Source organism: Jannaschia helgolandensis (assembly GCF_900109285.1).
GTDB classification, from domain to species: Bacteria; Pseudomonadota; Alphaproteobacteria; order Rhodobacterales; family Rhodobacteraceae; genus Jannaschia; species Jannaschia helgolandensis.
The window spans coordinates 995,606-1,020,733 of the sequence record NZ_FNZQ01000001.1; the positions used below are offsets into that span (position 1 = coordinate 995,606).

Sequence of the window (25,128 nt, forward strand, 5' to 3'; positions counted from 1 at the left end):
GGGTATTATACGTGTCATACCTTGCTGGCGCACGGTCGCGACGCGCGATTGGTGGAGCGGTGCGCCAATGATCATAGCCCGAGATCCACATCGGACGCGCCGTCGAGGACGGGGCGGGTGAAGGTGCAGTCGTAGATGACGGTACAGGTGATCATGCGGTGCCCCGCTGGTGTCGCCAGACGGTGACCTGGCCATTGAGCAACAGGCCGTCGGGATATGCTCCCAATCGGCGGGCGAGATTTTCCGACCGCGTGTTTCCAGGGGCGATGTAGCTGACCAGCGATGGCAGCCCGAGCGCGGTCCACGCGAACTCATGGACGATGCGCGCAGCTTCGTATGCCAGGCCGCGACCTTCGTGTTCGGCAGTCAGAAGCCAGCCCAGTTCGTGTTCCTCATCGCCCGGCTCGGTTCCGATGAGGATGAACCCTGCAATGGCCCGGTCAGCCAGTTCAATCGTCCACATGCCATGGCCACGCAGAAGCCATGTGGCCGTCATCGCACAGAAATCGGCCCAGCTTTCCGACGGCGACGATGGCCCGCCTTCGAAGATGGCACGGTCGCTTCCGGTGATGGAATGCAGCACATCGTAGTCCGCCAGACGCGGTGCGCGCAGCGTGCAGCGCGAGGTGTGCAGGACCGGCACGATGGCCTCGAGCGCAGAGGCGCGGGCAGCGGCGGGCGGTGTGACGGGAATGGTGAGCGGAGTTATCATGCGGCGATTTTCGCGGCAGGATGGCGCCAGTTCCAGATGAGCGACCCGAAGCTGCGCCATGCGGCGGTCGGATTGCCGTGGCCCGCAAAGAAGCCTGCCGCATCGGTCTGCATGAAATCAGCGCAGGCCGACCAGTCCACCACCTGTGGCGGGTGGAGGGTCAGGCGCTCGGCCGCGAGCACCGGGGTATCGACGAGGCGTGGGGTCACTTCTTCTTGCCGAAGCCCGACAGTCCGGGGGGCAACATACCGCCGCCGGGCAGTCCGCCACCGCCAAAAGGGTTTTGTCCGGGCATGTTACCCAACTGCTTGGCGGCAGCCTGCATCGCGGCCGGGTCCATCTGCGACGGGTCGGGCGCGCCGCCGCCTTTGCCCATCATGCCCATTGCCTTCTTCAGCATGCCGCCCTTGCCCATTTTCTTCATCATGTCCGCCATCTGACGGTGCATCTTGAGAAGCTGGTTCAGCTCGGGCACTTCCAGCCCCGCGCCCTTGGCGATGCGCTTCTTGCGGCTGGCCTGCAACAATGCGGGGTTGGCGCGTTCCTTCTTCGTCATGGAATCGATCAGCGCGATCTGACGCTTGAGCACGTTGTCGTCCAGGCCCGCCTTGTCCATCTGTTTGGCCATCTTGCCCATGCCGGGCATCATGCCCATCACGCCTTCCATACCGCCCATTTTCTGCATCTGGGTCAGCTGGCCCTTGAGATCGTTCATGTTGAACAGACCCTTCTGGAAGCGCTTCATCATGCGTTCCTGGGCCTCGACCTCCATGACTTCCTGGGCCTTTTCGACCAGGGCCACGATGTCGCCCATGCCGAGGATGCGACCGGCGATGCGCGACGGCTCGAAGGTTTCCAGCGCGTCCATCTTCTCGCCCATGCCGACGAAGCGGATCGGCTTGCCGGTGACGGCGCGCATCGAGAGCGCCGCGCCACCGCGACCGTCGCCATCCATCCGGGTCAGGACGACGCCGGTGACGCCAACCTTTGCGTCGAATTCCTGCGCCACCTCGACGGCGACCTGACCGGTCAGGCCATCGACGACCAGAAGGGTTTCGCGCGGCTGGACAGCGGCGTGGACGGCGGCCACCTCGTCCATCAGCACCTGGTCGATCTGAAGGCGACCGGCGGTGTCGAGCATGTAGACGTCGTAGCCGCCAAGCGCGGCCTGCTGCTTGGCGCGTCTGGCGATGTCGACGGGGGTCTGGCCTGGCACGATCGGCAGGGTATCGACGCCGATCTGGCCGCCGAGGATGGCAAGTTGCTCCATGGCCGCCGGTCGGTTCACGTCGAGGGACGCCATCAGCACACGTTTGCCATCGCGATCCTTGAGCCGCTTGGCCAGCTTGCCGGTGGTGGTGGTCTTGCCCGAGCCCTGCAGGCCGACCATCAGGATCGGCGCGGGCGGGTTGTCGATTTTCAGGGGCGGGATGCCGTCTTCGCCCGCAAGCACCTGTTGCAATTCGTCATGGACGATCTTCACGACCTGCTGGCCGGGTGTGATCGACTTGGTGACGGCGGCGCCGGTGGCCTTGGCGGTGACGCGCTTGACGAAATCGCGGGCCACGGGCAGCGAGACGTCGGCTTCCAGCAGGGCCACGCGGACTTCGCGCATCGCGGTGCGGACGTCATCCTCGGACAGTGCGCCCTGTTTCGTCAGGCGGTCGAAGACGCCGCCAAGGCGGTCTGACAGGCTCTCGAACATCGCTCTCTCCTATTTGGGTCCTCCCACATGTGGGAAGCCCCGGCGAAATGCACAAACGCCCCCGCGGGCGTACAACGCTGGCGGAGGTCGATCCCCATGATCACGGGGACCGGAAGTCTGAACGCTTCCGGATTGGCGGGCGGATACGCGGGGTGCCCCCGCCTGTCAAGGCAGGCAGGGGCAACGGTGTTAGGTCAACGCCAAAGGATCAGCCGGGCAGAGTGCCGACAGGACCGGCGATCTGGTTCACCTCAGGCGCAGTGTCGTACGGAACGGACAGGGCGACGCGTTCGACATCATCCATGGCGGTTCCATCAAGGATTGCAGAGATGTTATGCGCCCAGAGCGAGGCAGCATGCGCCGAAACCTCGGCCAGCATTGCAACGGGCAGAAAGTATAAAGCGGACAGTTTCTGAAAGTTGGGGGTCATGGGGCTATCCTCATGTTGGAGGGCAAATGCACAGTCCAACGCCGCTGATAGTTGAGACGGTTCCGTATAATAAGGGCGCCGTGCAGAAACCCGCCGACGCCCTTTATTTTTTTTACAAACGCTCAGAGACCTGCGGATCAGGCGGCCAGCGCGTCGATTTCCTGCTGCGCCTCGTTCACGGCGGCCTCACCTTTCGACCCTTGCTGATCGGCGGAAACGAAAGACACGTCCGTGATGCCGATGAAACCGAGGATATGGCGCATGTATCCGGTGGCGAAGTCGATCTCGGACCCGACTGGCGTGCCGCCGGAGGCGACGGCCACGATGGCGCGCTTGCCTTCCAGCAGGCCAACCGGACCGGTCTCGGTGTATTTGAACGTCACGCCCGCGCGACAGACGAGGTCGATCCATGCCTTGAGCGCGCCGGGTACGGTGAAGTTATAGATCGGCAGCGCGATCAGGATGAGATCAGAGTCCTGAAGTTCCGAGACGAGTTCATCCGACAGGGAAAGCGCGGATTTCTGTGCATCGTCGCGGGCCTGCGCTTCCGTGAAGTTCGCAGAAACCCAGGTTCCGTCGATCTGCGGCACGGCCTTGGCCCCCAGGTCGCGGCGCGTAGTGGCACGACCGACTTTTTCCTCGATCCGGTCGAGCAGGGCTTGGGTGGTCGAACCGGAGGCCTTGGCGGAGCTGTCGATACGGAGAATATTCATGAAAATGTTCCTTGCGAAGTGGATGGAGGAGGTTGGCGATGCTTTGGTCTTGAGGCACAGATATCTGTGCGAACGGGCAATTAAACAGGCATCGCCGCAGATTGACTGTGCGTTATTGCGCTTATCGCATAGGATGATGGATAAGGACGGCATGGATCTGCCTTGTTCCTTACCGACAGGGCCAAACGCGCCTGTTACTGTGACCGCACCGGGATCGCGTCGAATGGTGGAGAACCGCACGGATGGCATTCAATGACTGGGACGAGGTCCGCACGGCTTTTCAGGTGGCGCGGCTGGGCACGGTATCGGGCGCGGCACAGGTCCTGGGGGTCCATCATGCGACGGTGATCCGTCATATCGACAGTCTTGAGGGCAAACTGGGGGCCAAGCTGTTTCAACGGCACGCCCGTGGTTACACCCCAACCGAGGCGGGGCTGGACCTGCTGACTGTGGCGCAGTCGACCGACGATCAGTTGGCGCAGCTGGCCAACCGCATCCGGGGGCGCGGCAACGAAATGACGGGCGAATTGATCATCACGTCGCTGGCCATCCTGGCACCGCTGCTGTCGCCTGCGCTGGCTGCCTTCCGCGAGGAACATCCTGAACTGACGATCAAGTTCCTGACGGACGAACGTGTGTTCCGACTGGAATATGGCGAGGCGCATGTCGCGATCCGCGCGGGAAACCCGCCCGATCAGCCCGATAACGTAGTCCAGAAGTTCTATCATCAGGGTTTCGCGCTTTATGCGTCGAAGGACTACATTGCCAAGCACGGTCGCCCGGATACGTTGGAAGAGGTTGGCGATCACATGTTCATCGGGTCGGCCGAGGATGTGCCGCGCGCGCCTTTCTTTGCATGGCTCAAAAAGCATATCCCCGAGCGGAACATCGGCTATCGCGTCAATCAGATCACGGCGGCGCGGCCTGCCGTTCTGGCCGGTCTGGGCATCGGCTTCTCGACGACCTGGGCCGAGGGCGACTGTGGCGAGACAGAGATGATCTTCCCTCCGCGCCCGGAATGGAACAGCCAGTTGTGGCTGGTCACCCACGTCGACCTGCACCGCACGGCCAAGGTCCAGACATTTCTGGCCTTCCTGAAGGACTGGTCGACCCGCTGGCCCGTTCTGGAAGATTAAGGCCGCGCTGGAAAAGCAGAGTTATCCATATAATAGTATTACATTCAGTCGGTTACATGCGCGTCTAATAATTTGTCGCCCTGTCGATGGCATGGGGTATAACAATAATGTGAATGACGTCGCGGCATGGGGTCGGATTTGGACTTTTTCAAACAACGCGACGCGCTGTTCTGAACGAGGAGACACTGATGACGGGAAAAATCGTGGTTGGCTACGACGCGAGCCCGAGCGCCAAACGCGCGCTCGACTTCGCGCTGGATGCCGCCCTCGCGAACGGCAGCGGGCTGATCGTGGCCCATGTACTCGAGTGGTCGCCCTATACATTCCTGACCAAGGAAGAGATTGAGGAACGGCATGCCCGGCGCAATATGGAACTCGCCCGCGCGGAGGAGGCGATTCTGAAGCCTGCCGTAACGGGCCTGGGCGCCAAGGGGGTTACCGTCGAGACCGTTTCGCGGTTCGGAAACATCGCAGAAGTCCTCGCCAAGATCGCAAGGGACCAGAAAGCAGAACAGATCATCGTCGGTCGAACCGGTCATTCCGGGCTGACGTCGCGACTGTTCGGATCGGTTGCCGGTTCGCTGGCACAGGCGGCGCCGGTCGCCGTCACGATCGTTCCGTAATCCCCGAAGGAGTGACATCATGAATACCCAAGTCAAGATACTGGGACTGGCGACACTTGGCTCGGCGGTCTCGGCAGTGCCGGTCATGGCGCAGAGCATCGACGAACAGGTCAATGCGGTCTTCGCATCCTCGACCGGATGGTTCGTGAACCTGATCTTTTCGTCGTTTCCCGGAACCAGTTTCCCTTGGATCGTCGGCTGGCTGGTCGTCGCGGCGACCATCTTTACCATTTATTTCGGGTTCATTCAGTTCCGCGCTTTCGGTCATGCCATCGCACTGGTGAAAGGCGATTATTCCGACCCCGACGACGCGGGCGAGGTCAGCCACTTCCAGGCGCTGGCGACAGCGCTGTCGGGCACGGTGGGCCTTGGCAATATCGCCGGTGTTGCGGTTGCCATCGGCATCGGCGGTCCGGGGGCGACCTTCTGGTTGATCCTTGCTGGGCTTCTGGGGATGGCATCGAAATTCACCGAATGCACTCTGGGTGTGAAATACCGGAACGAATATCCGGACGGGACCGTCTCGGGCGGGCCGATGTATTATCTCACCAAGGGATTCGAGGAGCGTGGCCTGCCCATGGGCAAGATCCTTGCGGTCCTGTTCTCGATCTTCTGTATCCTCGGAGCCTTCGGCGGCGGCAACATGTTTCAGGCCAACCAGGCACATGCGCAGATCACGAACGTGGTCGGTGATTATCCGGGCTGGATCACTGGGATCGTCTTCGCGGTGATCGTGTTTTCGGTGATCGTCGGCGGACTGAAGTCCATCGCCTCGGTCACGGAGAAGATCGTGCCGTTCATGGGCATCCTTTATGTCGTGACCGCGCTGATCATACTGTTGATGAACTATGATCGTATCGGCTGGGCCTTCGGCGAAATATTCGACGGGGCGTTCACCAATACGGGCATCGCGGGCGGTGCGGTTGGCGCGCTGATCCAGGGCTTCAAGCGGGCGGCGTTTTCCAACGAAGCAGGGGTCGGTTCGGCGGCCATCGCCCACTCGGCGGTGCGCACCAAAGAGCCGATCACCGAAGGCTTCGTCTCGCTGTTGGAGCCGCTGATCGATACGGTGATCATCTGCACCATGACGGCGCTGGTCATTATCATCACCGGGCAATTGGTGGTCGATGCCGAAACGGGGCGTTACCTGCTGGATGAGGGTGCGAGCACCATTCAGACGGTCGACGGCAACAAGGGCGTGGCGCTGACGTCGGCGGCCTTCTCGGCATCCTTCGGAGGGTTCCAATACGTCCTGGCGGTTGCCGTGATCCTGTTCGCCTTCTCGACGATGATCAGCTGGTCCTACTATGGTCTCAAGGCCTGGACCTTCCTGTTCGGCGAAGGACAGACGACGGAGCTGGTGTTCAAGCTGCTGTTCTGCGTCTTCATCGTGATCGGCGCGGCGGCCAGTCTTGGGCCGGTGATCGACTTCTCGGATGCGGCGATCTTCTCGATGGCGATCGTGAACATCATCGGTCTCTATCTGCTGATGCCGATCGTCAAACGCGAGCTGAACAGCTACATGGCGCGCCTCGACTCGGGAGAAATCCGCAAGTTCGCCTGACGCACGGTCAGGCGGCACAGTGATGAAAGGCCGTCTTGCGGTGCGTCCCAGACCTTTGGAGGATACGAGAATGGCGAGGCGCCGGAATTTCACAGATCAGTCTGCCAAGATGGCGTTGAAAGCGCTACGTGGTGACAAGACCGTGCCGGAGATCGCGGCGAAGCAAACCTTGGGATCGAACACCTAGGGTCAGGAACCTGTAGGCACAAAATTCGACTTAAAACGTATGCTCCGGAATTACCCTGATTTACCCGCAGGTCGAGGAGACAGCGATTGGGTATAAAGTCCAGAACGTCGCAATTAGAGCTGTCCAGGAGTTGGTAATACTCAACCTGCGAATGAAGCTTGAAGTTGTGTCGAAGCGTTGTGTGCGCAGTGCGAGCAACAAGAGCAGTTGGAAAAAGATGGTAGCGGACCAAGCCAGAAACAGCACCCAGCGAAAAAGGGACATGACGGGCAAGGCCACTTCGGTCCAGCCTGAGGCGCAGCCGAGGCCATGCAGCCCATAGATCGCGCTGAAACTGGCCAGCCAGACCAACAGGGGCAACAGGACGCGCAGCAACTCTTTCACATGATCATCCCCGGCAGATGGACCGCGAGCAGGATCAGCACCGTGATCGCCGCCAGATAGTCAGTCCAGAGCGCCACCACTGCGAATGCCGCTCGACGCCGGGGTGAGGTGTAGCCACGCCGGACTTGCAGGATCAAAAAGCCTTGCATCAGCATGACGAGCAGCGCATGGGCCAGCCCGTAAGCGCCGAGGATCAGCAGGGTCGCGGCATAGGCATGGCCGTCCGGGGGCGGCAGGCGGAACAGCATCAGGCCGAAAACCACAACCGTGGCCGCTGTTGCCAGCAGCGCCGGAACGAGGGCGGTCATAAGGGCGGCACCCGCGCGGTTGCGGCGGGCGCTCAGGTGCTGGGCTATGGCGCCTGTGAGCGCTGCACCGGTGCCGAGGCCAAGTTCGGCCCAGGAGGGAACAAACCATTGGGCAGGCGGCCAGCCCGGCGCGACCGTCCAGAGGAAAGCATAGCCAAAGAGCAGGGAGCCGAAGAAGGTGGCATTGGCCACCAGTAGGAAGATCGAGCCCCACCAGCCCGGCGATCTGTCGCCTTCGCTCGCCAGCGGCAGTGGCGCGCCGCGCCCCGCCTCTTGTAGCCCCTGATCGGCCCGCGCGCCCAATTGCCAGACCCAGACCAACGCCAGCGCTGCAACACCCGCAAGTGCCAGCGGTGTGAGCCAGAAGAGCTTGAGCAGGATCGACAGGAAGAATCCGCCCGTCATCGCCGCCATCAGGATCGGCAGCCGGGTATTGCCGGGGTAGATGACAAGCGCCTCGGGGCGGCCGCTGGCAGCATCGACCATCAAGGTCTCGCGCCGGGCGGCCTTGGGCGCGCCCAGATAGCCGTCGCCCATGGCCAGCCGGTTGGCCAGATCCGGGGTCTCATAGAGCGGGGTGCGGTCGCTCACCTCGGGCAGGCTGGCGAAATTATAGGATGCTGGCGGCGACATGCCGGCCCATTCCAGCGTGCCGGCCTGCCACGGGTTGCGCCTGCTGCGCTCGGCTACGAAGGCATGGATAATGATATCGACCAGCACCAACGCGAGGCCGATCGCCATGACGAAACTGCTGACGGAGGAGATGAAGTTGATCGTCCCCCAGCCGGACTCGGCATCATAGGTCTCAATCCTCCGGCGCTGGCCCAGCAGGCCGACCCAATGCATCGCCAGAAAGGTGCTGTGAAAGCCGAGGAAAATCAGCGCGAAGGCCAATTCGCCCAGCCGGAAAAGGCGTTTGCGCCCACTCACCAGCGGTAACCAGTAATAGATACCGGCCAGCATGGGGAAAACAAAACCACCGAACAGAACGTAGTGAAGATGGGCGGTGATGAAAGCGGTGTCATGGGCCTGCCAGTCGAAAGGCACCACGGCAACCATCACGCCGGTCAGTCCGCCGATCACAAAGGTTACGAAGAAGCCGAGGATGTGCAGCATCGGCATGTGCAACTCGGGCCGACCCTTCCACATTGTGCCGATCCAGGCAAAGATCTGCACGCCGGTCGGCACCGCCACCAGTGTCGAGGCAGCAGAGAAGAACGCCAACCCCATAAGCGGGATGCCGGTGGTGAACATGTGGTGCACCCAAAGCCCGAAGCTGAGGAACGCCAGTGCCATAATCGAGGCGACGATCCAGCCGTAGCCCAGCAGCGTGGTACGGGCCATCACCGGGATCACGGTCGAAATTACTCCGGCGGCGGGCAGGAAGATGATATAGACCTCAGGATGTCCGAAAAGCCAGAACAGGTGCTGCCAGAGAAGGCTGTCACCCCCCAAATCGGCCTGAAAAAACGGCAGGCCGAAGGCGCGTTCAACCTCCAGCAACACCGAGCCAAGGATGAGCGGCGGGAAACCTGTGAGGATCATCAGCGAGGTGACCAGCGCGTACCATGCAAAGATCGGCATCTTGTCCAGCGACATGCCCGGCGCGCGGTATTTCAGGATCGAGACGGTGAATTCCACCGCCGCGCAGATCGCCGAGATTTCGACAAAGGTGATGCCGATCAGCCAGACATCAGTGTTAATCCCTGGCGAATACAACGGCCCGGTAAGCGGCGGATACATGAACCAGCCGCCATTTGGTGCGATGCCGAACAACATCGCCACCAGCAGCAATGCACCGCCGAAAGCATAACACCAGTAGCCATAGGCGGTGAGCCGCGGAAAGGCGAGATCGCGGGTGCCCAGCATTTTCGGCAGCAAGTAGATTGCCAGCCCCTCGAAGGCGGGAATGGCAAAGAGGAACATCATGATCGTGCCATGCATCGTAAAGAACTGTGCAAAGGCACCGGCATCGACAAAGGCGGAGTCGGGCGTGGCCAGTTGGGCGCGGATCAGCATGGCCAACACGCCGCCGACAAGGAAGAAGAAGAAGGCGGTAAAGAGGAACATCCGACCAAGGTCGGAATGGTTCACGCTGCTGGTCCAGCCTTTCCAGCCCGGATCGGAAGCCCAGATCGCCTGCAGTTTACGGTGACGGCGCAGCGCGTTCATGGTGTCCCCTCCGCGACAAAGGCGGCCCAGCCGGCCGGGTCATGGGCCTTGACCGAGAAGACGTGCCGGCGATAGCCTTCGCCGTTGTACTCGGCGGTAAGGCCACGGTAGGTCCCGGGAGCATCGGCCTCGATCCGTAGCACATTCACATGGCCGGGAATGGCGTCCAGCTTTCCAGCCAGCCGCGGCACCCAGAAACTGTGCACCACATCCCGGCTGGTGATCGCAACATCGATAGGCCGCCCGGCGGGGATGTGCAGCAGGTTCTCGGTGATATAGCCGGGGCGGTCGTCATAGGAAAAACGCCAGGCCCATTGCCGGGCCTCGGCCTGGACCCGCACGACATCCGCCGCGACGCGGGGCATCAGCCGCTCGCCGGCGACCAGACCATAGGCCAACAGGGCTGTGAGGACCGCAATGGAAAAACACAGGCCCAGACCGATGATCCAGACCTTTTCATCCCGCGCTGCGTCCCCTTCTGTCCGGCGTACCCTGAAGGCGCCGATCACCAGTGCAACCACCAGTGCAAGGATCAGCCCGGCGCCGATGAACATCACCCACCAGAGCGTTGCGATGACGCGCGCCGCCGGGCCCGCCGGATCGACCACCGACAGATCGCCGCTGCAACCAATCAATAGGCCCAACGTTGTCCCTGCAATCATCCCGCGAAGGAGCCTGCCCCGATGAGCGAGCAGAATAGCGAAACGGCCGAGGAGCGGCTGACCGACCCGATCGCTTCCCAACCCGGCTACCAAGAGACCGAGACCCGCGTCGCGCTCGAGGGGCACCCGATCCACGCCATGAGCGTGGCCTTTCCCATCGCGCTGTCCTTCTGTCTCCTGGGTGCGGATCTGTTCTATTGGTGGACCGGCGATGCCTTCTGGGCACGCGCAGCACTCTGGGCGGCGGGTACCGCCTTCTTCCTTGGCGTGCTGGCAGGGGTTTCCGGCGCCGCCGAGCTTTTGCTGGTGACCGGCATCCGCTCTCGTGCCGCGGCATGGACACATGCGATCATCGCCGTCACCCTGCTGGCAGTGTTGGGGGCGAACTGGGGCCACAGGCTTTATGGCTACGAGGCGGGGGTGCTGCCCTATGGCATCCTCCTGTCGGGGCTCGGTGCGATGATGGTGGGGTTTACGGGTTGGCATGGGGGCAAACTGGTCTTTGACTATCGTTTGGGCACGTCGAAGGGCAACTGACCGCCGCGCGGCTCCCGCAGCCAGTCGGGTAGAGGGATCTCTCCAAATTCGGGCTTGCCGAGGACCAGCATGAGGATGGCGATGACGGGAATGCCCACGGCGGTGACCGGAAGGTAGGACCGGGGCGGGCGGTATTTTTCAGGCTTCTCGGCCACCTGCAACACCAGATGCCCGATCCAGGCATGAGCGGCGGCAAGGGCCGCGACAAAAAGCAGCTTGGCATAGAGCCAGGGGACAAAGACTTCGCGAAAGAAAATAAGCCAAGTGCCCGCCACCACCGCGACAATGGCCGCGGGGGTGGTGAGGATGGCATAGGTCATATGGGTGGCCCGGCGGATGCGGCCGTAGTCTTCCGACGTGGCGTCAGGATCATGGCGCGACAGCATCAGCGGCAGGGCCAGCAGACCGGCGCACCACAGGATGAGCGCGGCAATATGCACCCCCTTGAAGAGTGTGATCAGTACCGGCAACCAGCCGTTCACTTGGTGCCGACCCGCAGCGTCGACCATCCGCGCCGGGCCACGGCCCCTGCGACGACCGCATAGGGCAGGCCCGCGGGCACCCACATCAGGATGCCGCCAAGCTGCTGGTCCGTCAGCGGCGTAAATCCCCAGTCGAAGGGGGCTATGGCATGTGCGGCGTAAAGCGCCTCTGGCGCGAAAGTCAGTATCGCGCCCAGCATCCCCATCTGCGCAAAACCGGCGACAAGCAGCATGATGCCTTCCACCGGCGTGCGCCAGGGCGCAAGGACGGCACGCCAGAACCACAAGAAGGACCCCAAGAGCGTGACCTGCATGAGCCAGTAAACGCCAACGTGCGAAAGCGCGAGATCATAGGCCGCTGGAAGATGCCAACCCCAGAGCACAGCCGTAGAGACCACGAAGGCCCCCATCGCCCCACCGGCCCGCCGCGCGGGCCATGCGCAGGCCAGCAGCGGCGCGGCGACGGCGACCAGTAGCACATGATGCACCACCCGCGCCGAGAACAGGGCCGAGGAGAGCGCGCAGAGCGGTGAAACGAAAGCCAGAACCAGAACGCCCACGGCTAACATCCCCTGGTGGCTGCGGGCGCGAATGACGATCATGGAGAGCAGGAGCAATGCGGTCAGAAGGAGCGGATCGAAGTTCCAGCGAACCCAAAAATCCTCCGGCCCCGGTGCCGGTCCACAATAGGTTCGGATCCAAGAATCGCTGAGCAAGGCCTTCTTTTCCCATCCGTCGTTCCCTTACTGGAACGCCGCGCGCGCGTGGTTCGTTCCACACGAAATGAGACACGGTTGGTTTTCATACCGTCGATCAATTCCGCGATCAATTTTTCTTGACCCGCAACTAAACCGATCCAGCTTTTTACCAGACGGCGCATTGCGCGCCCGGTCACAAGCAACATTTGGAGGGGTCACTTGTCTTTTCCGACGCGTCGCAAAATTCTGAAATCCCTGCTGTTGGGCGGCTCCGCCATGGCCGCCCCTTCAGCCGTGTTCGGCGCGCTTTATGGCCGGGGCGAAGGGATGCCGTGGGAGCCAATGAAAGGCCAGCCGCCCTATTACGGCACACAAGAGGACAACTTTTTCACAGCCGAAGAACGGGCGACCACTGCGGTGATCTGCGCGCGGTTGATTCCGTCGGATGAGGACGGACCGGGCGCGACCGAGGCGGATGTCATCTCCTTTCTTGATCGGCAGATGGCCGGATTCTATGGCCGCGGGCAGCATTGGTATATGGAGGGCCCCTTTGCTGAAGGCACGGCAACCCAAGGCTACCAGAGCGAACACCCTCCCGCGCAGCTTTACCGCTATGCGCTTGCCGAATTGGACAACTACTGCCGCGACCGGCATGACGCCGCTTTTGCCGGTTTGTCAGAGGCGCAGCAGGACGAGATCCTGAAAGGAATGGACGAAGAAGAGATCACTTTCGAAGGGGTCTCGGCCAAGGCGTTTTTCGATCTGATCCTGAAGAACACAATCGAGGGCTATTTCGCCGATCCGATCTATGGCGGCAACCGCGACATGGTGGCTTGGCAATATGTGAGATTTCCAGGCACCCGCTATGATTACCGCGATTTCGTGAAGCACAATGGGGCGCGTATTGATCTGCCGCCGGTCAGCCTGATGGGCCGCCCCGGATGGAACAGCCTTGAGTGAAACACGAGGTGAACGCATGACGAATCATCTTCCAAAGGTTGACGTGGTTCTGGTCGGTTTTGGCTGGACCGGGGCGATCTACGCCGAGAAGCTGACCGCCGCCGGGATGGAGGTGCTGGCGCTGGAACGCGGGCCGTGGCGCGATACGCCCAAAGATTTCGCGACTACATTCGCGCAGGACGAGTTGCGCTATTACTGGCGCCACGGAATGTTCCAGGAGACATCGCAGTCCACCGTCACGTTTCGCAACAACGGCGCGCAGACGGCTTTGCCGATGCGGCACTGGGGGTCCTTCCTGCCCGGCAATGGCGTAGGCGGATCGGGCGTGCATTGGAACGGCCAGACCTACCGCTTTCTACCTTCGGATTTCGTGGCCAAGAGCCATAACGCGGAACGCTATGGCCCGCTGCCTGAGGACATGACGATCCAAGACTACGGCGTCACCTACGAGGAGTTGGAGCCGCATTTTGACTATTTCGAGAAAATCTGCGGCATCTGCGGCACGGCGGGCAACCTGCGCGGCGATATCCAAAAGGGCGGCAATCCTTTTGAGGGTCCGCGCAGCGACGAATACCCCAATCCGCCGATGGAGATGACTTTCTCGCAGGACCGTTTCGAGGCCGCAGCGCGAGAAATGGGTTTGAACCCCTTCCCGGTGCCCTCGGCAAATATGTCGCGCGCCTATGTCAATCCGCTTGGGCTGCAGTTGGCCCCCTGCACCTATTGCGGCTTTTGCGAGAAATATGGCTGCGGCAATTATGCCAAATCCTCGCCGCAGACCACGATCATTCCGGTCTTGATGCAACGCCCGAATTTCACTCTGCGCACGGATTCCGAAGTGCTTTCGGTCGAGAAATCCGCCGACGGCACGCGGGCCACGGGCGTCACTTACGTGGATACCAGTGGCGAACGCTTCTTCCAGCCCGCCGAAGTGGTGGTGCTCTGTGCTTACCCTCTGGAGAACACGCGGCTGATGCTCTTGTCCGAGATCGGCACGCCCTATGATCCGCAGACCGGCGAGGGGGTAGTGGGCAAGAACTACTGCTATCAGGTAATGTCCGGCGCGACGGTTTTCTTCGACGAAGAATATACCAACGGCTTTGTCGGCGCGGGCGCGCTCGGCATGGCGGTGGATGAATATAACGGTGATAACTTCGACCATTCCGGGCTGGGCTTTATCGGGGGCGGGTATATCGCCTGCTACACTACCAACGCCCGCCCGATCGAAAGCCATCCGGTGCCAGACGGCGTGCCGGGGTGGGGGAGCGAATGGAAACAGTCGGTCCGGGCAAATTTCCTCAAGACCACCACGGTTGGCGTGCACGGCGCTTCGATGGCGCATCGCAGCAATTACCTTGACCTGGATCCGACGTATACAGACCGACACGGTCGGCCGCTCTTGCGCATGACCTATGATTTCACTCTCAACGACCGTCGCCTGACTGCTCATATCACCCCCGTTGCCGAAGAGATTGCCCGGGGCATGGGGGGACGCGAGGTCAATGTGGCCGAGCGCAAGGGGTCCTATGACTCGATGCCGTACCAGACAACCCATAACACCGGCGGCACGATCATGGGGAACGACCCGCAGACAAGTGTCTGCAACCGCTATTGCCAAAGCTGGGATCTGCATAATCTCTTCGTAGCCGGGGCAGGGCTTTTTCCTCAAAACGCGGGCTACAACCCGACCGGAACCGTTGCGGCGCTGGCCTATTGGACGGTCGCGGCGATTATTGATCAATATATGGCCGATCCCGGCTCGCTGGTGCAGGCGTGAGACGGCTGGCCCTGATAACCGCCTTCTGCGGCGCGAGCTTTGCCCTTGGTGAAGGACAGGCGCAGGAGCTCTCCTCTTCCGAAGTTGAGCGCGGCCGCTATCTGACGCAGGCCGGCGATTGCAAAGCCTGCCACACTGATATTGAGAACGACGGCATTCCCTTCGCCGGGGGGCGGGCGCTGATGACGCCCTTTGGCACGATTTATTCGTCCAACCTCACCCCCGATGACGAGACTGGACTGGGCCGCTGGACGCGCGAAGATTTCTACAATGCGCTGAACGAGGGTATCGATGACGAGGGCCGCCACCTCTACCCGGCGATGCCCTATCCCTATTTCACCCTGATGACGCGGCAGCAGACCGATGCGATCTTTGCCTATCTACAGTCGCTCGAGCCGGTGCAAGTGGAGGAACAGGAGAACGATCTGCCGTTCCCCCTCAACATCCGCATGTCAGTGAGCGGCTGGAAGCTGTTGTTCTTCGATGACGAGGAATTCGTGATCAATCCGGATCGCTCTGAGGAATGGAACCGTGGCCGTTTTCTCGTGGACGGGCCTTTGCACTGCGGCGCCTGCCACTCGGGCAAGAACCTGCTCGGCGCCAGCAAGGATGACGAGTACCTGCGCGGGGGAACGTTACAGAACTGGTTCGCGCCTAATATCCGCGGCGGTGAGAATGGCGGTATTGCTCATTGGGACGAGGACGATATTTTCGAATTTCTGAAATACGGCCGGGCTGAGCATACCGCGCCAATGCAGCGCATGGGCGAGGTCGTTGCGATTTCCACCCAGTTCCTGCAAGAGGAGGACCTGCGGGCCGTCGCCACCTATCTCAAGAGCCTCGACGATACGTCGCGCGAGCCGGAAGAAGCGCCCGAAACAGCTCGGCTCGAGGCGGGCGAGGGGATTTACTTCGACAACTGCGCCGCCTGCCATGCGACCGATGCTTCGGGCGTGCCCTATTTCTTCGCACCACTCGGCACGTCGAACAAGCTGCACGCCAAGGATCCGTCGACCGTGATCCGCATCATCCTCGGCGGCGCCCGCGCCCAGCCGACCGAGACGGTCCCCAGCATGCTGGCAATGCCACCCTTCGCTTGGAAACTCACCGATACGCAGATCGCTGACCTGCTGACCTTCCTGCGCAATACCGGAGACCGCCGGAGCGGCGCGGTTTCGGCGGAAGCGGTGGCCGAGATGCGCGAATATCTTGCCGAAGAATATTGAAGGTAATCCGATGAGCCAAACCCACTCTTTCAATGCCGCGACGATAGGTCTGATACTGGGTTTGTGCCTCACGAAGACGGCGGGGGCGGAACCGCTTTATCTTGGCGAGGAAGAATACAGCACTGACGACCGCAGCGTCATGGCTGCTATCATAGAGCATTGCGTTGGGTTACAGGCGGACGCCGAGAAAGCAGAAGCTACGCGTGTTTTTGGGGTGGAAAGAGACGAGGAAGACAGGCGCGAAACGGACATTGGGCCTGCGTCATCTTCAGTTGAGAAACTTGGGATTTCAGTCGACCAACTTGCTTCCGGAGATGAGGACGGGGAGGCGCCGGACTTCTCACAGGTGACTGCGGAACAATGCAGCGCAGCAGGCATCATCTATTAGAGGAAGTCGCCCACTGTGCGGATTCCATAAGGCTTTCCCTGCCCGTTTGATCATGGTTTCTCCTCAGGACGTGAAACGTCTTGCTCATGATAGGCTTCCTTTTGGCGATGCGGGTCGTCTCCCCGATGCGTCGCGGCGATCCGCCGCAGCATTGCCAACGCGCACGGGCTTTGGGCGTTTTAATGGCCCCCGGGACGATGGCGTTGACGCGTATTTTCTCACAGGCCAGCTCCTGCGCCATCGATTGCATCAATTGCTTAACGTCCCCCCTTGGCTGTCGCCTATGCCCTGATGCCTGGAAACATCGTCGGCATCTCGATGGCGCTACTCTTGCTGGCGGATGTCGCCCCGGCGGCTGCTTGCGGACACGGCCTGCGACGCGGACAACCTGCGTAACTGGTTGTGCAACCGACAGATCAAGGCAGTTACCCCTTCCACCGCCAGCCGTCGAACCCCCTATCCGCTGGATCGTGAAGCCCACCGTCGGCGCAACGTCATCGAAGGCATGTTCTGCAAACTCAGGAACTGGCGACGGATCGCCAGCAGATACGACCGGTTGGCGGCCAGATACCTCGCCGCTCTCGCCCTCGTATTCATTGTAATCGCGTGGACTTAACACCTGACTACGCCCGTCCTGACTCAGGGCGGCTTTTTTCTATGCGATCAACTGCATTTCGAAAATCCGCAGTTGGCGCAGGTCGCGCATCCTTCAGCCATGTGAACGGCGAAGCTGCCGCAATTCGGGCAAGCGGGTCCGGGGGGCGCGGGCGCGGTATCGCGATGGGCAGGGTCGACCTTGAGGCCCAAGCCTTCTCCGGCCAGAAATCCGGTGGCGATCATATGCCGTTCGATCACGCCGCCGATGGCCGCAAGGATCGAGGGCACGTATTTGCCCTGCACCCAGGCCCCGCCGCGCGGATCGAAGACGGCCTTCAGCTCCTCGACCACGAAAGACACATCGCCGCCGCGCCGGAACACCGCCGAAATCATCCGGGTCAGCGCGACGGTCCAGGCGAAATGCTCCATGTTCTTGGAGTTCACGAAGATCTCGAAAGGGCGTTTCTGACCGTCAATGTCGATATCGTTGATCGTGATATAGAGCGCATGTTCCGACGCGGGCCATTTGATCTTGTAGGTCTCGCCGGTCAGCCGTTGAGGCCGGTCCAGCGGCGCGAACAGGTGGACGATCTTGGGGGTTTCCGCGATGGGCGCTGCGGGCATCTCTGTCGAAAGGACCGATCCGGTGATCGCGTTCGGTCTATAGGTCGTGCAACCCTTGCAGCCAGTCGCCCATGCTTGAAGATAGACGTCCTTGAAAGCATCGAACGTTATGTCGGCGGGCACGTTGATCGTCTTGGAAATGCTACTGTCGGTCCATAGCTGCGCGGCGGCCTGCATGGCGATGTGATCGCCGGGCGTCAGGTCCGCGACGCTGACCATATGGTCGGGCAGGGGTGTATCCCCATGCAGTTCGCGCCACTTGGCGACGGCGAAATCCGCGACCGTCTCTTCGGTGCGGGTGCCGTCGGGTTGCAGCACCTTGCGGGTGTATTCCTGCGCGAAGATCGGCTCGATTCCCGAGGACACGTTCCCCGCCAGCAGGCTGATCGTGCCGGTCGGTGCGATGGAGGTCAGCAGCGCGTTCCGCAGGCCATGTTCGGCGATCGCGTCGCGCGTATCCGTATCGAGCCGTTGGACCATGGGGGCCGCAAGGATCGCTTCGCGGTCATAAAGCGGGAAGGTGCCCTTTTCCGCCGCCAGTTCGGCCGAGGTCAGATAGGCCCTGTTCGCAATCGTGCTCAGCCAATTGGCCGTGGCGTCAACCGCTTCGGGCGCGCCATAGCGCAGCCCGCACATCGCCAGGGCATCGGCCAGCCCGGTCACGCCCAGCCCTATGCGGCGCTTGGCGCGGGCTTCGTCCGCCTGCGCGGGCAGGGGAAAGCGGCTGGCGTCGACGACATTGTCCATCATGCGAATGGCCGTGGCCGTCAGGTCGGCCAGTGCATCGAGGTTCACACTGGCCCGGTCGGTGAACGGATTGTCCACAAGTTGCGCCAGATTGACCGACCCCAGAAGGCAGGCACCATAGGGCGGCAAGGGCTGCTCGCCGCAGGGGTTGGTCGCGGCAATGGTTTCTACGTAGGACAGGTTATTGGCGGCGTTGATGCGGTCGATGAAGATCACGCCCGGTTCGGCATAGTCATACGTCGCCTGCATGATCGCGTTCCATAAATCGCGGGCACGCAGGGTGCGATAGGTCACGCCGCCGAACACCAGCGGCCAGTCGCCGTCGGCATCCACCGCTTCCATGAACGGGTCGGTCACCAGCACCGACAGGTTGAACATCCGCAACCGGGTCGGGTCGGATTTCGCCGCCACGAAATCCAGCACGTCGGGATGATCGCAGCGCAGGGTCGCCATCATCGCGCCGCGCCGCGACCCGGCGGACATGATCGTGCGGCACATGGCGTCCCACACGTCCATGAACGACAGCGGGCCGGAGGCATCGGCGGCCACGCCGGTCACGCTCGCGCCCCGGGGCCGGATGGTCGAGAAGTCATAGCCGATGCCGCCCCCCTGTTGCAGGGTCAGGGCCGCTTCGCGCAGGGCGGAGAAGATACCCGACATACTGTCTTCGATGGTGCCCATGACGAAGCAGTTGAACAGCGTGACGCTGCGGTCGGTGCCGGCACCCGCGATGATGCGACCGGCGGGCAGGAAGCGAAAATCCTGCAGGGCGGACCGAAACCTGGGCGTCCAGTGCGCCGGATCTGCCTCGGGTGCGGCCAGCGCGGCTGCGATGCGGTCCCATGTCGCGTCGATATCGGCGTCCAATGGCGTGCCGTCGGCGGCCTTGAGCCGGTATTTCATGTCCCAGATCTGCCGCGCGATGGGGGCGGCGAAGGACGAGGACGAATCGGTCGCGGTATCGGGCATGGCGGTCACGTTTCGCTAGGGATGGTTGCGCGCGCGCGCGGGAGGTCTAGATATACCCTACTTTCCGGGGGCGAGTCACGTCATGTCCATCAACCTTATCAAGCTCAGCGTCGGGTCCGAGTCGATCGAGTCGATGGCCAGATGGCAGACAAGCGCGCGCGCCAGGGGGCCGGATGGCCAGCCCCGTCATGTCACCCGGATGTGGCCCCGGCGCGAAGCGGAATTGTTGAACGGTGGATCGATTTACTGGGTCGTGAAGGGCGTTTTGCTATGTCGTCAGCCGATCCTGCGACTTGACGAGGTGGTGCGCGCCGATGGCATCCGGCGGTGCGGAATCGTGCTGAAGCCCGGATTGATTCCGGTCATTCCGACGCCGCGCCGTCCGTTTCAGGGATGGCGGTATCTGCCGTCCGAGGATGCGCCGATGGATATGGACCCCGCACGGGCGTCTGAGGCGCGGCTGCCGACCGAACTGTCGGTTGCTTTGGCGGAAATCGGCGTCCTTTAGACCACTCGCCCTGCGACCAGATCGCCTGCACGTCCCGCGATTGTCGCCCTGTCTGAGTCGCCCAATCGTGCCGTGCCGCAGACCGGTCGGCATACGCTCCAAAGGTCGAAAGCGATTGATGCAGGTCAAGCCAGTGTCCGCGCCGGTCCCTTAGGCAGATGCCAGCGATATTCCCGAGCCGGAGATTCCGATGCCCGCCCACATCTCCTGTCATGCACTGCTGGTTGTGGCGCTGCCCGCGTTGCTGACCGCCTGCAATCCGATGCCCGAACTGCGCACCGAAGCGGCCTATGGTGCCAGCCTGTTCCAGCAGAGCTGCGCCGACTGTCATGGGGCCAACGCGATGGGCACGCCCGGACTCGCCCCCGATCTGACGACGCTGTCGAAGCGGAACGGAGGGTCCTTTCCGCGCGACAGGATACTGGCGCAGATCGACGGATTAGGTCGTCACGGCGACCCGGACGCGGTCATGCCCGAATTCGGGGCAGGCGATCTGGGTCCGGCGGTCGTGGTCGAGGAGGAGGAGGGCATCGGCACGCCGATTCCATCCGACCTGATCGCGCTTGCGGCATATCTGATCTCGATCCAGCAGTGATGTCCCGCCACGCCGATAGGACACGAAGTCGCAATCGGCGTGGGGATCGTCGCGCCTGATTTACCCCGTCCCCCGAAGTCAGGCAGAAAGGCCCATGCGTAGCGAGGGGACGTCCGATGAAAACCCATGTCAAAGCATTGATCGTCGGCGGCGGAGCCGTGGGAACGGGAATTGCCTATGCGCTGTCAAAGGCCGGTTGGCAGGACATCGTTCTGCTGGAACGAGACGAGCTGACGGCGGGGTCGACGTGGCATGCGGCGGGACTTCTGCCATTGTTCAACATGGGATACGCCACCAGTCATATTCACGACCACTCCGTCAAAATGTACAAACAGCTGGAGGAGGAAACCGGTCTGAACCCCGGCTTCTCGGTCGTGGGCAATCTGCGTATGGCGCAGACGCAGGCGCGGATGGATGAGTACGAACTGTATGCTTCCATCGCAGAGACAGTCGGCATTCCGTACGAGTGGATGACGCCCAAACAGATCAGGGAACGTTGGCCGCTGGTGCGGACAGAAGACCTTGAGGGCGCGATTTTCCATCCGACTGACGGCTATATCAACCCCGCCGACGTCACCATGGCCATGGCCAAGGGCGCCCGCGACCGGGGTGTCAGGATCGAACGGCGCTGGCAGGTGGATGGTTACAAATGGACCGGCGAGCATTGGGATGTCACCGCGACCAGGATGGTCGAAAAGGGCGGCAATCTGATCGCGTCGGACGAACAGGTCGTGATCCACGCCGAACACGTTGTCACAGCCACCGGCAACCATGCGCAACGCACAGCGCAATTGCTGGGCATCAAAATTCCGGCCGTGGTAGTCGAACACCAGTATATCGTGACCGAGCCTGACCCGGCGCTGGTCGAATATCGCAAGACCAGCCCGCAGCACCCCGTCCTGCGCGACGCCGATGCCAAATGGTATGTGCGCGAGGAGCGGGGCGGCTGGATCCTCGGGCCATATGAAAAGAACGCGCCTGCGCGATTTGAATATGGCGTGCCCGACAGTTTCCGCGCCGATCTGTTCCCCCTCGATCTGGAGCGGATCGAGGAGGAATACATGTCGTTCATCCACCGGATCCCGTCGTCGGAAACCGCGGGTCTCAAGGACGATTACAACGGTCCGATCTGTTATACGCCCGACGGCAACCCGCTGGTCGGGCCTGTGCCGGGCCTGCGCAACATGTGGCTGGCCGAAGGGTTCAGCTTTGGTATCACGGCGGCGGGTGGTGTCGGGCATTACCTTGCCCAGATGATGGTCGAGGGCGAAGCCGAGATCGACATGGCCTCGCTCGATCCGCGACGTTTCGGGCGCTGGATGACGACGGAATACGCGGCCCGCAAGAACGAGGAAGCCTACGATCACGTCTTCATCCTGCACCACCCGGACGAGGAGCGGCCCGCCTGCCGCCCGCTGAAAACCGCGCCGTGCTACGAGCGGATGAAGGCGCGGGGCGCGCAGTTCGGCTGCGTCAACGGGTGGGAACGGCCCAATTACTTCGGCCCGCTGGATGCGCCCGACAACTTCGACCATGACAGCCGCAGTTTTCGCCGGGGTGCGTGGTGGGGCCATGCGGTCGAGGAAGCCAGGGCCATTCGCGAGACGGCGGGCCTGATTGATGCGACCGCCTTTACCAAGCACAAGTTGCGCGGACCGGGCGCGGCGGGATTCCTCGATTGGTTCACGACCAATAAATTGCCGAAGGTCGGGCGGATCAACCTGACCTATGCGCTGACCGAGGCAGGGACCACGCGCACGGAATACACTATCGTCCGGCTGGCCGAAGATACGTTCTACCTCGTGTCGGCGGGCGCATGGCAAAGCTACGACAGCGACTTTCTGGTGCAGGCGGTCAAAGACAACATGGACCGTTTTGGCCCGATGTGTCTGGATGATTGCACCGGCCAGCACGGTGTCTTCGCATTGGCCGGGCCGAATTCGCGCGCCATCCTGTCCGAGATCGTGCGGGATGCCGATCCTGCGACAGTGCTGTCAAACAAGCGCTTTCCTTGGCTGTCAGCCCGGCGGCTTGAGTTGCTGATGTGCCCGACGAATGCGATCCGCGTGGCTTATACCGGCGAATTGGGGTGGGAGTTGCATCATCCGATGGAAATGCAGAACTATCTGTTCGACAGGCTGATGGATGCGGGCGAAGGTCAAGGGCTGAAACTGGTCGGCGCGCGGGCGCAGAACTGGCTCCGGCAGGAAAAGTCATATCGCGCTTTCGGGACTGAATTGGGTCGCGATGCCACGCCGCTGGAGGCCGGGCTGGACCGCTTCGTCGATCTGTCGAAGGACTTCCACGGTAAGGACGCGATGCAGGCGCAGGGTATCCGTTCGAAATGCGTGACTGTGCTGATTGACGGGCCGCCAGATGCCGATCCCTGGGGGCGCGAGGCGCTGTATGTAGGAGACGAGAAGGTCGGACGACTGACATCTGGTGGCTATTCGGTGGCATTCCAGAAGTCGATCGGCATGGGCTATGTCCGGCCCGATCTGGCGCAGCCGGGAACCAAGCTGCGTGTGCGGATGCAGCGTCAGCTTTGGGATGCGGAGGTAACCGAGGACAGCCCCTACGATCCCACCAACGCACGGATTCGCCTCGACGGCTAAACCAGACTGGTGCTGTCCTGGCGTTCATAAAGGGTTGGCCCGCCATCCGGGGCATGGTTCGCCTGGATGCAGGTTATTGCACTGCGCCAAGGGTGATAATTCCGCTCCCGCCTTCGCACGCCTCTGTCGGAGCGAAGGCACTGACGTCAGAGCCGGGGTGCCGGGCCGACGGGCAAGCCCATGACGATGATTTGACCGCCCGACAGCGATACCGGAATTTCCGCGAACCCCTCTGCGTCCTCCAACCCGGACAGGCCGCTGCCGATCAGCGATGCCTGCGCGGCGGTAAGCCATTCCTGCGCCACGACGAAAGCCAACAGGTCATCCCACCCGCGCGCGCGTAGCGACAGGTCGCCGTCTGGTGTGCCATCCGCAGCCACGGTTAGGTCGCCCGACAGGATTACCCGCGCGTCCCCCCAGTTCAACGTCGCGCGCCGGATCGTCAGCTCTGACAAGACCGGATCACGGGTTATGCCGATGGGGTCGGACAGGACCATCATCGTGTCGATATCCAGCGTGTCGATCACCTCCGGCAATGTGCCGGTCGGGTCCAGCTTGGCACGCAGTCCATCGCTGGCCGATACGCCGGTCAGGGCGATTGCGACATCGTAGATCGCGTCCGACCCGTTCTGTCGCGCGGCCAGAACTGCAGTGGCGAAGGTCGCCCCCAGATCGGTGGCGCGGATCGTCAGGTCGCTGGCCGTGACGGTCGCGCGCCGAAGGTCGGGCTGCCGTGACGGGGTCACCACCGCCGAAGCCCGCAAGTCGGTCGATGTGATGTCGATCGTTTCGCCCGGCACTTCGATCGTCATCTCGCGCGGTGCGACGGCGATGACGTGGTTCAGACGATAGGACAGCGCCAGGACCTGCACGAAGGGGGCCGACCACCGCATCACACCATCCGGGGACATCACCCGCGGCGCGTCCAGCGTCACGTCGAACCGGTTCGGAAATCCTGCTACTGTCAGGTCGCCGTACTCGATGCCCCAGCCCTGCGCCCGCGCGCTGTCGATAGCCGTTCGAGCGCCCCTGTCCGCCGCGGACGCGCCGACAAACCACCATCCGCCCCACAGGGTGGCGGCCACCAGAACCAGAATCGTCAGCCATTTCACCATGTCGCGCCTCTTTCCGATCCGTTCCACTCCCTCTATCCGGGAGAAAGGGAACGCGAAAGGACAAGGACGCATGGCGAACGTGATCGGCGGTGACGACGAGCTTTGGATCTTTGCCTATGGCTCCCTCGTCTGGAATCCCGGCATCGACGTAGCCGAGACGCGTCGCGCCACTCTGGTCGATTTCCGCCGCCGTTTCTGCATGTGGTCGATCCATCATCGCGGTTCGGAAGAGAACCCCGGTCTGGTTCTGGCCCTGGAACCGGCGGCGGGTGCGACCTGTTCCGGCCTTGCCATCCGGGCCTCCGACCCGGCTGCAGCACTCGAGACCCTGCGCGAACGGGAACTGGTATCGGCGGCTTACGTCGAGGAAAATGTTACCTTGTTGGGTGAAGATGACCTGGCGATCCGGGCAACGACCTATGTTATTCGCACCGACCATGCGCAGTACACGGGTGAGCTACCGTTGGAACGCCAGGCCGAGGTTATAGCGCGGGCCATCGGCGGGCGCGGACCGAACCATGAATATCTGACCCGGACGGCCGCCGGACTTCACGATCTGGAGATCGGCGATGCAGATCTGGACTGGTTGGTCACGCGGGTGCAACAGATCAGGGAAGGCGCCTGCGCGGCGCTTGTGGACGGGTCGGGCGAAAGCTAGGCTCCGCGGATACACAGGGGCCCGAAAAGGGCCGGG

27 protein-coding genes are annotated in these 25,128 nt (G+C 62.2%); 14 read left to right on the forward strand and 13 right to left on the reverse strand.

Features of this window, described 5'->3' with window-relative positions:
• Positions 1–151 precede the first annotated feature (151 nt).
• From BMY38_RS04880 to BMY38_RS04900, 5 genes are all read right to left on the reverse strand, one after another.
• Positions 152–712 carry a GNAT family N-acetyltransferase gene (locus tag BMY38_RS04880; protein WP_092760271.1) on the reverse strand — a complete coding sequence of 187 codons (561 nt, stop codon included), beginning with the start codon at positions 710–712 and terminating at the stop codon, positions 152–154.
• Positions 709–921 (reverse strand): hypothetical protein, encoded by a 213-nt coding sequence (locus BMY38_RS04885; protein WP_092760273.1) that lies wholly within the window; start codon positions 919–921, stop codon positions 709–711. Before BMY38_RS04885 ends, BMY38_RS04880 begins: the two co-directional genes overlap by 4 nt.
• Complete coding sequence (ffh, locus tag BMY38_RS04890; protein ID WP_092760275.1) at positions 918–2,417, reverse strand: signal recognition particle protein; 1,500 nt, start codon at positions 2,415–2,417, stop codon at positions 918–920. Before ffh ends, BMY38_RS04885 begins: the two co-directional genes overlap by 4 nt.
• Before the next feature lie 208 nt (positions 2,418–2,625).
• Positions 2,626–2,847 carry a hypothetical protein gene (locus BMY38_RS04895; RefSeq protein WP_092760277.1) on the reverse strand — a complete coding sequence of 74 codons (222 nt, stop codon included), beginning with the start codon at positions 2,845–2,847 and terminating at the stop codon, positions 2,626–2,628.
• Positions 2,848–2,984: 137 nt separating this feature from the next.
• The gene (locus BMY38_RS04900; RefSeq protein WP_092761211.1) at positions 2,985–3,566 is read right to left on the reverse strand and encodes an FMN-dependent NADH-azoreductase; all 582 of its coding nucleotides are present in this window, start codon (positions 3,564–3,566) and stop codon (positions 2,985–2,987) included.
• Here BMY38_RS04900 and BMY38_RS18045 point away from each other — a divergent pair.
• The 4 genes from BMY38_RS18045 (at position 3,559) to BMY38_RS04915 (ending at position 6,883) form a co-directional block, all read left to right on the forward strand.
• Positions 3,559–3,816: a hypothetical protein gene (locus BMY38_RS18045; protein ID WP_175495719.1), complete on the forward strand. Its 258-nt coding sequence runs from the start codon at positions 3,559–3,561 to the stop codon at positions 3,814–3,816. The two genes, BMY38_RS04900 and BMY38_RS18045, sit on opposite strands and share 8 nt — an antisense overlap.
• Positions 3,803–4,696: a LysR family transcriptional regulator gene (locus tag BMY38_RS04905; RefSeq protein WP_092760279.1), complete on the forward strand. Its 894-nt coding sequence runs from the start codon at positions 3,803–3,805 to the stop codon at positions 4,694–4,696. The genes BMY38_RS18045 and BMY38_RS04905 overlap by 14 nt, the downstream gene beginning before the upstream one ends.
• A gap of 188 nt (positions 4,697–4,884) precedes the next feature.
• Entirely contained in the window at positions 4,885–5,319 is a 435-nt protein-coding gene (locus BMY38_RS04910; RefSeq protein ID WP_092761213.1) for a universal stress protein, read from the forward strand.
• 19 nt (positions 5,320–5,338) lie between these two features.
• Positions 5,339–6,883, forward strand: coding sequence for an alanine/glycine:cation symporter family protein (locus tag BMY38_RS04915; protein WP_092760281.1), 1,545 nt, complete (start codon positions 5,339–5,341; stop codon positions 6,881–6,883).
• A gap of 247 nt (positions 6,884–7,130) precedes the next feature.
• Here the strand turns inward: BMY38_RS04915 and BMY38_RS04920 are convergent, their stop codons facing one another.
• The 3 genes from BMY38_RS04920 to BMY38_RS04930 are packed head-to-tail and all read right to left on the reverse strand — an operon-like array spanning position 7,131 to position 10,578.
• Positions 7,131–7,454 carry a hypothetical protein gene (locus BMY38_RS04920; protein WP_092760283.1) on the reverse strand — a complete coding sequence of 108 codons (324 nt, stop codon included), beginning with the start codon at positions 7,452–7,454 and terminating at the stop codon, positions 7,131–7,133.
• Entirely contained in the window at positions 7,451–9,934 is a 2,484-nt protein-coding gene (ctaD, locus tag BMY38_RS04925; RefSeq protein WP_092760285.1) for a cytochrome c oxidase subunit I, read from the reverse strand. Before ctaD ends, BMY38_RS04920 begins: the two co-directional genes overlap by 4 nt.
• Complete coding sequence (locus BMY38_RS04930; RefSeq protein WP_342707736.1) at positions 9,931–10,578, reverse strand: cytochrome c oxidase subunit II; 648 nt, start codon at positions 10,576–10,578, stop codon at positions 9,931–9,933. Before BMY38_RS04930 ends, ctaD begins: the two co-directional genes overlap by 4 nt.
• 39 nt (positions 10,579–10,617) lie before the next feature.
• On the opposite strand from BMY38_RS04930, the gene BMY38_RS04935 reads away from it, so the two are divergent.
• Positions 10,618–11,133 (forward strand): DUF2231 domain-containing protein, encoded by a 516-nt coding sequence (locus BMY38_RS04935; protein ID WP_092760289.1) that lies wholly within the window; start codon positions 10,618–10,620, stop codon positions 11,131–11,133.
• Here BMY38_RS04935 and BMY38_RS04940 read toward each other — a convergent pair.
• Together BMY38_RS04940 and BMY38_RS04945 are read right to left on the reverse strand one after the other, a co-directional pair.
• Positions 11,103–11,615 carry a CopD family protein gene (locus BMY38_RS04940; RefSeq protein ID WP_245737496.1) on the reverse strand — a complete coding sequence of 171 codons (513 nt, stop codon included), beginning with the start codon at positions 11,613–11,615 and terminating at the stop codon, positions 11,103–11,105. The two genes, BMY38_RS04935 and BMY38_RS04940, sit on opposite strands and share 31 nt — an antisense overlap.
• On the reverse strand, positions 11,612–12,331 hold the full coding sequence (locus BMY38_RS04945; RefSeq protein ID WP_245737497.1) for a cytochrome c oxidase assembly protein: 720 nt from the start codon (positions 12,329–12,331) through the stop codon (positions 11,612–11,614). The genes BMY38_RS04940 and BMY38_RS04945 overlap by 4 nt, the downstream gene beginning before the upstream one ends.
• Positions 12,332–12,532: 201 nt before the next feature.
• Here BMY38_RS04945 and BMY38_RS04950 point away from each other — a divergent pair, with 201 nt between their 5' ends.
• The 4 genes from BMY38_RS04950 to BMY38_RS04965 are packed head-to-tail and all read left to right on the forward strand — an operon-like array spanning position 12,533 to position 16,664.
• Positions 12,533–13,273: a gluconate 2-dehydrogenase subunit 3 family protein gene (locus tag BMY38_RS04950; RefSeq protein ID WP_092760293.1), complete on the forward strand. Its 741-nt coding sequence runs from the start codon at positions 12,533–12,535 to the stop codon at positions 13,271–13,273.
• 16 nt (positions 13,274–13,289) lie between these two features.
• Positions 13,290–15,050 (forward strand): GMC family oxidoreductase, encoded by a 1,761-nt coding sequence (locus BMY38_RS04955; RefSeq protein WP_092760295.1) that lies wholly within the window; start codon positions 13,290–13,292, stop codon positions 15,048–15,050.
• Positions 15,047–16,276, forward strand: a complete 1,230-nt coding sequence (locus BMY38_RS04960) for a c-type cytochrome (protein WP_092760297.1) — start codon at positions 15,047–15,049, stop codon at positions 16,274–16,276. Before BMY38_RS04955 ends, BMY38_RS04960 begins: the two co-directional genes overlap by 4 nt.
• A 10-nt stretch (positions 16,277–16,286) precedes the next feature.
• Positions 16,287–16,664 carry a hypothetical protein gene (locus BMY38_RS04965; protein ID WP_092760299.1) on the forward strand — a complete coding sequence of 126 codons (378 nt, stop codon included), beginning with the start codon at positions 16,287–16,289 and terminating at the stop codon, positions 16,662–16,664.
• On the opposite strand, the gene BMY38_RS18665 is transcribed toward BMY38_RS04965, so the two are convergent.
• Entirely contained in the window at positions 16,654–16,917 is a 264-nt protein-coding gene (locus BMY38_RS18665) for an SDR family oxidoreductase (RefSeq protein ID WP_425431619.1), read from the reverse strand. The two genes, BMY38_RS04965 and BMY38_RS18665, sit on opposite strands and share 11 nt — an antisense overlap.
• 87 nt (positions 16,918–17,004) lie before the next feature.
• Between BMY38_RS18665 and BMY38_RS18670 the strand changes: the two genes are divergently transcribed.
• Positions 17,005–17,280, forward strand: a complete 276-nt coding sequence (locus BMY38_RS18670) for a transposase (RefSeq protein WP_092760301.1) — start codon at positions 17,005–17,007, stop codon at positions 17,278–17,280.
• Positions 17,281–17,327: 47 nt separating this feature from the next.
• On the opposite strand, the gene BMY38_RS04975 is transcribed toward BMY38_RS18670, so the two are convergent.
• Entirely contained in the window at positions 17,328–19,601 is a 2,274-nt protein-coding gene (locus BMY38_RS04975; RefSeq protein ID WP_245737498.1) for an adenosylcobalamin-dependent ribonucleoside-diphosphate reductase, read from the reverse strand.
• A gap of 82 nt (positions 19,602–19,683) precedes the next feature.
• Between BMY38_RS04975 and BMY38_RS04980 the strand changes: the two genes are divergently transcribed.
• From BMY38_RS04980 to BMY38_RS04990, 3 genes are all read left to right on the forward strand, one after another.
• Positions 19,684–20,109: a DUF1489 family protein gene (locus BMY38_RS04980; RefSeq protein WP_092760303.1), complete on the forward strand. Its 426-nt coding sequence runs from the start codon at positions 19,684–19,686 to the stop codon at positions 20,107–20,109.
• Positions 20,110–20,299: 190 nt separating this feature from the next.
• Entirely contained in the window at positions 20,300–20,704 is a 405-nt protein-coding gene (locus tag BMY38_RS04985; RefSeq protein WP_092760305.1) for a c-type cytochrome, read from the forward strand.
• A 116-nt stretch (positions 20,705–20,820) separates the two neighbouring features.
• Entirely contained in the window at positions 20,821–23,319 is a 2,499-nt protein-coding gene (locus BMY38_RS04990; protein WP_092760307.1) for a GcvT family protein, read from the forward strand.
• Positions 23,320–23,465: 146 nt separating this feature from the next.
• Here the strand turns inward: BMY38_RS04990 and BMY38_RS04995 are convergent, their stop codons facing one another.
• Positions 23,466–24,461 (reverse strand): DUF2125 domain-containing protein, encoded by a 996-nt coding sequence (locus BMY38_RS04995; protein ID WP_175495772.1) that lies wholly within the window; start codon positions 24,459–24,461, stop codon positions 23,466–23,468.
• Positions 24,462–24,504: 43 nt separating this feature from the next.
• On the opposite strand from BMY38_RS04995, the gene BMY38_RS05000 reads away from it, so the two are divergent.
• Positions 24,505–25,092, forward strand: coding sequence for a gamma-glutamylcyclotransferase (locus tag BMY38_RS05000; RefSeq protein ID WP_092760311.1), 588 nt, complete (start codon positions 24,505–24,507; stop codon positions 25,090–25,092).
• The last annotated feature ends 36 nt before the right edge of the window (positions 25,093–25,128 follow it).

Coding starts and splice junctions, on each gene's coding strand:
- BMY38_RS18045 (WP_175495719.1), top strand. CDS start 3,559: ATGAAAATGTTCCTTGCGAAGTGGATGGAGGAGGTTGGCGATGCTTTG.
- BMY38_RS04955 (WP_092760295.1), top strand. CDS start 13,290: ATGACGAATCATCTTCCAAAGGTTGACGTGGTTCTGGTCGGTTTTGGC.
- BMY38_RS04910 (WP_092761213.1), top strand. CDS start 4,885: ATGACGGGAAAAATCGTGGTTGGCTACGACGCGAGCCCGAGCGCCAAA.
- BMY38_RS04990 (WP_092760307.1), top strand. CDS start 20,821: ATGAAAACCCATGTCAAAGCATTGATCGTCGGCGGCGGAGCCGTGGGA.
- BMY38_RS18670 (WP_092760301.1), top strand. CDS start 17,005: ATGTCGCCCCGGCGGCTGCTTGCGGACACGGCCTGCGACGCGGACAAC.
- BMY38_RS04935 (WP_092760289.1), top strand. CDS start 10,618: ATGAGCGAGCAGAATAGCGAAACGGCCGAGGAGCGGCTGACCGACCCG.
- BMY38_RS04905 (WP_092760279.1), top strand. CDS start 3,803: ATGGCATTCAATGACTGGGACGAGGTCCGCACGGCTTTTCAGGTGGCG.
- BMY38_RS04880 (WP_092760271.1), bottom strand. CDS start 712: ATGATAACTCCGCTCACCATTCCCGTCACACCGCCCGCCGCTGCCCGC.
- BMY38_RS04915 (WP_092760281.1), top strand. CDS start 5,339: ATGAATACCCAAGTCAAGATACTGGGACTGGCGACACTTGGCTCGGCG.
- BMY38_RS04975 (WP_245737498.1), bottom strand. CDS start 19,601: ATGCCCGATACCGCGACCGATTCGTCCTCGTCCTTCGCCGCCCCCATC.
- BMY38_RS04965 (WP_092760299.1), top strand. CDS start 16,287: ATGAGCCAAACCCACTCTTTCAATGCCGCGACGATAGGTCTGATACTG.
- ffh (WP_092760275.1), bottom strand. CDS start 2,417: ATGTTCGAGAGCCTGTCAGACCGCCTTGGCGGCGTCTTCGACCGCCTG.
- BMY38_RS04895 (WP_092760277.1), bottom strand. CDS start 2,847: ATGACCCCCAACTTTCAGAAACTGTCCGCTTTATACTTTCTGCCCGTT.
- BMY38_RS04980 (WP_092760303.1), top strand. CDS start 19,684: ATGTCCATCAACCTTATCAAGCTCAGCGTCGGGTCCGAGTCGATCGAG.
- BMY38_RS04985 (WP_092760305.1), top strand. CDS start 20,300: ATGCCCGCCCACATCTCCTGTCATGCACTGCTGGTTGTGGCGCTGCCC.
- BMY38_RS05000 (WP_092760311.1), top strand. CDS start 24,505: ATGGCGAACGTGATCGGCGGTGACGACGAGCTTTGGATCTTTGCCTAT.
- ctaD (WP_092760285.1), bottom strand. CDS start 9,934: ATGAACGCGCTGCGCCGTCACCGTAAACTGCAGGCGATCTGGGCTTCC.